Raw genomic sequence first — 6572 nt, forward strand, 5'->3', positions numbered from 1 at the left:
AGTTCGCATCCAGTTTTTCGGAGAGAGCATCAGCGATAATGCTGGTTGCCTGATAGGTGTCGCCACCGGTAGACGACGAGCCAATAACAACGCGGATATTGCCTTTGATCGGACTCTCTGCAGCAACCACTTGCCCAGCAGCAAGTAACACCATGCCCGCACACATCATCTTTGTATTTTGCATATTTATTTTCATTTTAAATTCCTATTTTTATTAGAGTTAAAACATGGTTTTTTCGATCAAAAAACTCAGCTTATCGATGAAACAACCCCCCCGAGTTCAGTTTTTATTTCTTTTCACCAAACGTTACTTGAGCTGCAGTCCAACCCGACACCCGTTCACTTAACGACAACCCAAGTCCCGGTCGGGTCGGCACTAGCATCCTGCCATCGCGGGTTTCCAGCCGTTCATTAAACAGTGGCTCCAGCCACTCGAAATGCTCGACCCAAGGCTCCGTCGGGTATGTAGCGGCCAAATGAACATGTAGTTCCATGGCAAAATGCGGTGCCAGCATCAACCCATAGTGCTCAGCCAACGACGCGACTTTCAAATAGGGCGTTATGCCCCCCACGCGTGGAGCATCCGGCATCAAATAATCAGTGGCGCGAAGTTTTATAAACTCCATGTGCTCCGAAACACTGGTAAGCATCTCACCGGTCGCAATTGGCGTATCGAATTTTTCAGCAAGTGCCGCATGACCTTCCGCGTCATAACAGTCAAGAGGCTCTTCAATCCAGACGAGATTAAATTGCTCGAATTCACGACACATACGTTGCGCGGTCGCTCTGTCCCACTGCTGGTTTGCATCTACCATCAAAGGAAAGTCATCACCCAAGTGCGCACGTACAGCTTCGACGCGTTTAATGTCGACCTGACAATCGGGCTGGCCAACTTTCAGTTTTATCCCCCCTATCCCTTTTTCTCGGGAGATATCGGTATTAACCAATAGCTGGTCCAGCGGAGTATGGAGGAAGCCCCCAGAGGTGTTATATGTTCGGACAGAGTCTCTTTGGGCGCCCAACAGCCTCGCCAAAGAAAGATTCGCGCGTTTGGCTTTCAGATCCCACAACGCCACATCGAAAGCACCGATTGCCTGAGTCGCAATACCACTACGTCCCACCGATGCACCTGCCCAGCACAGTTTCGTCCATATTTTGGAAATGTCGCTCGGATTTTCGCCGATCAACGTCGGTGCAATCTCCTTAGCATGCTCAAACTGACCCCGCCCGCCGGCACGCTTCGAGTAACTGAACCCTAGACCATAGCCTCCTTCCTGGGTCCCTATCTCCGCAAACAGCATTGCGATTTCTGTCATGGGCTTTTGACGCCCCGTAAGCACCTTAGCATCGCTGATTGGATTCGCTAGGGGTAGAAATACCAGCGAGATTTTTACCCATTCAATCTTGTCACCGTCAGATGACGGAGTGTCAAGCAGTACACTGTTTTGCATCGCCATACCCCGAAACGTCTAATAATCTTAGCTTCCGCATCAAACAAAATGTTAGCGCTAACAATTTAGAGTAAAATACTACCGCCAACCAAGTGTCGATAATAGATCCAAACCTACTTTCAACTACACGACCGAATGTTCGACGTGTAAGTCACATACTATACTGTTAGCGCTAACATTCAACCCCCATAAAGAAAAAACACAGGGTATCGCTTCCAAACAACACAACAATTCCGAATGAAGACCCATCACTAATCCTCAATCTTCGACACCGATTTCCAGCTCTACGCGCTAACTCCGCCTGGTACTCTCGCGGTCAATAATATTGAATCCGGTATCAACTCGCAGACCGCGGGTCGCGCTACTCTTTTGGGCAATACGATCCAACAAAACCTTTGCAATCGTCTCACCCACCAATTGACCATCAAGCCTGACAGAAGATAAGGACGGGTATACCTGGCTAGCACTACTGAGATCCCCGAATCCCATAACGGCGAGGTCGTTAGGCACCTTTAGCCCTCTGCTCGCAGCTTCCGCGAGAACTCCCTGAGCGATAGTGTCCGAACTGCAGACCACTACCTCAGGTCGCCCATTACACTCGAGCAACTGCCTTAGGCCATCACGACCAGTACTTAACGTCGCTGGAATCGGTAGGTATAAGTGCGGCACATCGACAATTTCATGCTTCGCTAACTCGTCTAGCATTGCCCCTATTCGTCTAATACCTCGAGGATCTGCGACAGAGATCGCGGCAAAGCGCCTAAAGCCCTTACTCAGTAGATGTCGAGCTATGGCACGTCCGACTTCTTCGTGCGAAAAACCAACGAGCATGTCCAGAGGTTCGTCGCACATATCCCAGGCTTCTACAACCGGAACGTTAGAAACCTGAAGCCGTTTTCGTGTCAGATCACTGTGCTGAGTCCCTATTAGAACGATACCGTCCGGTCTCCGTCCTAATATAGCCTCGACTAACTCCTGCTCCTGTTTATCCGAGTACTCCGTTACACCGATTATCGTGTGATAGCCCTTTCGAGCCAAACTATGCATGAGGGCCTGAACCATATCGGCAAATATCGAATGCGCCACCGTAGGGACAAACACTGCCACGAGGCGGCTACGTTTGCTCATCAAACTCCCGGCCATCATATTAGGAATGTAGCCCAGCTGCTCCACCGCCCAATTGACTTTTTCCAGCGTTTTCTTCGATACAACCTCGGGCTTGTGTAGTGCACGTGATACCGTCATGGACGAAACACCCGCTAGCTTGGAAACATCCGCAAGGGTGGCACCTCCTGGCTTTAAGTTGCCTTCAACCTCCGGCTCACTACTCTGATCTCTTTTTTCTCGCATATGACCAAGAATTCATCCAAGTATTTGGGAAAATTATAACGTGTTCAAAGCATCGAATCGTGCGTATAGGCTGTAAGCCCCAGGTATATTACCCTAGCCAGCCTTCGCGGAATCAGTGAATAAGCCTTTTACGCAGGCCAATCCATGCCCCAGCGTAAATAGAGGTTTGTTCACAGGCTGCCTAGATGAGGCCAGAATGGTTGTACACGACGGTGTCATCACATCGCCAGGGGTCGTTGCGTGCATTTCATATTGATCCACCTCCCTGTGTTTCTTTTGCGCCCGGTCCCTCAGGTCCCGACATGCCTCAGACCAGGTCTCCCCCGCAGGTTGAGCGCGGGAGAAACCCGCACACTCAGGTCACCGGGGCCGGGTTGAACAGCACCAGGTCGTTATGGATCCCCAGCTTGTCGGCGCACACCTGTTTGCGGCCCGAGGCCACATCCAGGATCAGCTGGAACAGCTCCCAGCCGATCTCCTCGATCGTCTTTTCACCGGTGGCGATACGCCCCGCATCCAGGTCGATCAGATCGTGCCAGCGGTTGCCCAGCGTGCTATTTGTGGACACCTTGATCACCGGCGCCACGGCCAGGCCATAGGGTGTGCCCCGCCCGGTGGTGAACACCTGAAGGTTCATGCCGGAGGCGAACTGCAGGGTGCCGCAGATGAAATCACTGGCCGGCGTGGCCGCGAAATTCAGACCGCGCTTGCGGATCCGCTCACCGGGGCTGAGCACATCGACGATGGGGCTGGTGCCCGACTTTGCGATGGAGCCCATCGCCTTCTCGACGATATTGTTCAAGCCACCCTTCTTGTTGCCGGGCGTGGTGTTGGCGCTGCGGTCCGCGCTGCCCTGGTTGAGGTAATTGTCGTACCAGTCCATCTCGCGCAGCAGCGCCTCGCCCACCTCCTTGGTCGCCGCACGCGGCGTCAGCAGATGGATGGCATCGCGCACCTCGGTAACTTCGGAGAACATCACGCTGCCACCGGCGCGTACGATCAGGTCGGAGGCAAAGCCGCAGGCCGGGTTGGCGGTAACACCGGAGAACGCATCGGAGCCACCGCACTGCATCCCTACCACCAGGTCGGAGACCGGACAGGGCTCCCGCTTACGGGCATTGAGCTTGCTCAGATGCAGCTCGGCCATCTTCAGGATGCCATCGACCATCTCGCCGAACCCCTGGAACTGCTCGTCCTGCAGGCTGAGGATCCGCTCAGTCTCGTTGGCGGGATCGATCACTTTCAGGGTCTGTTCTTCACCCTCCACCTGCAACAGCCGGGTTGGAGAGAGCTTTTCGCAGCCCAGGCCGATCACCATCACCTCGCCCCCCAGGTTGGGGTTGCGGGCGATGTTCTGCAGGGTGCGGATCGGGACTATGGCCGCAGGCGCGTTGATCGCCACGCCACAGCCGTAGCTGTGGTTCAGCGCCACCACGTCATCGACGTTGGGGAAGCGCGGCAGCAGCTCCGCCTTGATCCGCTTCACCACGTAGTCGGTGACGCCCGCCACACACTGCACACTGGTGCTGATACCGAGCACGTTACGGGTACCCACGCTGCCATCCGCGTTGCGATAGCCATCGAAGGTATACCCCTCCAGCGGCTCCAGCGCCGGTGCCGGCCGTGTCGCCAGCGGTAACTCATTCAGCGCCGGCGGGGTCGGCATCTCCGTCACCGTTTCATTGATCCAGCGGCCACGGGCGATCGGTTCCATGGCGTAACCCACCACCTCGCCGTAGCGACGGATCTCGCCGCCCTGATCGATAGCACTCAACGCCACCTTATGACCGGCGGGCACATGCTCGACCAGCACGGTACCGTCATCAAGTTCGGTGCCCGCCGGCAGGCCGCCGGCATTGACCACGATCGCCACGTTGTCTTCCGGCTTGATACGGATGGTGATCGGTTTCTGTTGTGCCATTGTCGTCTTTACCTCGGGACCAGCGCTCATGCGTTGGCCTCCTCTACCTGGTTGGCCAGGCGCTTGTTCTTGCGGTGCATCAGGATCGAGAACACGACGGAGGCCAGGATCAGCAGCCAGAGCACCACCGCGATCGGGCTCTTGGTGAAGAAGATGCTCAGGCTGCCATAGGATTCGATACTCTTGACGAAGTACACCTCCGCGGAGCCGCCCAGAATGAAGCCGATCACCAGGGGCGCCACTTCGATACCGATCTTGCCGGCAAGCCAGCCGAACACACCGAAGATCAGCAGGGTCCAGACGTCGAACATGATGCCGTAGTTGATCGCATAGGCACCGATCACGCACATCATGATGATGATCGGATAGAGGATGTATTTGGGTACCATCACCACCTTGGCGATATAGCGGATGGCAAAGAACATGGCGCCGAACATGACGAAGTTGGCAAACAGCAGCGCAGCCATCATCGAGTACCAGGTATCCATGTGTTCGCCGATGAACAGCGGCCCTACCTGCAGCCCCTGCAGCGTAAACGCCCCGATCAGCACCGCGGTGGTGCTGTCACCCGGGATACCCAGCGACAGCAGCGGAATCAGTGCACCGCCGGTCAGTGCGTTGTTGGCGGACTCCGACGCGATCATCCCTTCGGCCGCACCCTTGCCCATTTTCTCCGGATTTTTCGACAGATTCTTCTGCTGACTATAGGCCAGTACCGAAGCCGCACTGCCGCCGATACCCGGCAGCATACCGACGAAGGTGCCGATGCTGGAGGAGCGGATCAGGTTGTTGATCTGACCTCTGAATACAGTGAAGTGGAACGGCTTGTGCCCCTTCAGTTTGATCTGGTTGTGGCTATCCTCCGCCTTGATCCCCTTCTCAGCCTCTTCGAAGATCGTGGCCAGACCAAACAGGCCGATCAGTACCGGCAGCAGCGAGAAGCCGGTCTCCAGGTAGGGCACCATGAAGTCGAACATCAGGCGATACTCGCCATTGCCGCCGTTGGAGGTATCGTAGGTCCCGATCAACGCCAGCAGCACACCGAGCAGACCGCTGAAGATACCGGCCAGGATATTCTGCGACAGCGAGGCGATCACGGTCAGCGCAAAGAAGATGATCAGGAACTTCTCGATATAGGAGAACTTGATCGCGAAGTCGGCCAGCATGGGCGCGAAGAAGAACAGCACCACGGCACTGAACAGACCGCCGACCAGCGACGCGACGATACAGATCTTCAGCGCTTTCTCCGGCTCGCCCGCCTTGGCCATCGGGTGACCGTCGAAGGTGGTGGTGATGGACGAGGGCGTACCGGGAATGTTGAGCAGAATCGCCGGCACCAAACCGCCGGAGATACCACCGACATACAGACCCAGCAGCAGGGCCAGGCCTTCGTGCAGACCCAGCGAGTAGGTCAGCGGCAGGCAGACGGCCACCGCCATGGTCGCGGTCATGCCGGGAATGGCACCGAAGATGATGCCGACCAGGCAGCCCGCCGCCGACAGCAGGAAGAACTCGGGTGAAAGCAGTGCAAGGAATTCCATAATCTGAACCTATCCCCTCAAGGCAGCGAAATTGCGAACAGCTGACCCAGCACATACCAGGCCGCCAACGGGGCGATGATCGAATTCAGGCCGATGCCCAACAGGACCCGGCGGGTAAGGCTGTGCACATAGAGCAGTGACAGCAGGAGCATGAATGGAATGGAGGTCAGCAGAAATCCCATCCCGGTATTGGGGAAGAACTGCCCGACCGCATCCATCGACCAGAAATAGACGATGACCAGAACCATGGTGCCGAAAAAACGGAACCTGTCCGCATGCTCATCGAGCGGGGACAGACGCAGCTCGCCA

Annotated in this window: 4 protein-coding genes and 2 pseudogenes; all 6 read right to left on the bottom strand. The window is 55.8% G+C overall.

The features are described from left to right. Positions 1 to 196, bottom strand: a pseudogene (locus ADIMK_RS22105) (ABC transporter substrate-binding protein); the annotation flags it as partial. A gap of 91 nt (positions 197 to 287) precedes the next feature. Next, entirely contained in the window at positions 288 to 1451 is a 1164-nt protein-coding gene (locus ADIMK_RS09370) for an L-talarate/galactarate dehydratase (protein ID WP_036186846.1), read from the bottom strand. A 291-nt stretch (positions 1452 to 1742) separates the two neighbouring features. Beyond that, on the bottom strand, positions 1743 to 2801 hold the full coding sequence (locus ADIMK_RS09375; RefSeq protein ID WP_036186838.1) for a LacI family DNA-binding transcriptional regulator: 1059 nt from the start codon (positions 2799 to 2801) through the stop codon (positions 1743 to 1745). 355 nt (positions 2802 to 3156) lie between these two features. Then, positions 3157 to 4752 (bottom strand): galactarate dehydratase, encoded by a 1596-nt coding sequence (gene garD / locus ADIMK_RS09380; RefSeq protein ID WP_051692801.1) that lies wholly within the window; start codon positions 4750 to 4752, stop codon positions 3157 to 3159. Further along, a complete protein-coding gene (locus tag ADIMK_RS09385) occupies positions 4749 to 6263 on the bottom strand; it encodes a tripartite tricarboxylate transporter permease (RefSeq protein WP_036186841.1) in 1515 nt (504 codons plus the stop codon). The genes garD and ADIMK_RS09385 overlap by 4 nt, the downstream gene beginning before the upstream one ends. 17 nt (positions 6264 to 6280) lie before the next feature. Then, a pseudogene (locus tag ADIMK_RS22110) lies at positions 6281 to 6572 on the bottom strand (tripartite tricarboxylate transporter TctB family protein); the annotation flags it as partial.

This window comes from Marinobacterium lacunae (assembly GCF_000705555.1).
Taxonomy (GTDB): domain Bacteria; phylum Pseudomonadota; class Gammaproteobacteria; order Pseudomonadales; family Balneatricaceae; genus Marinobacterium_D; species Marinobacterium_D lacunae.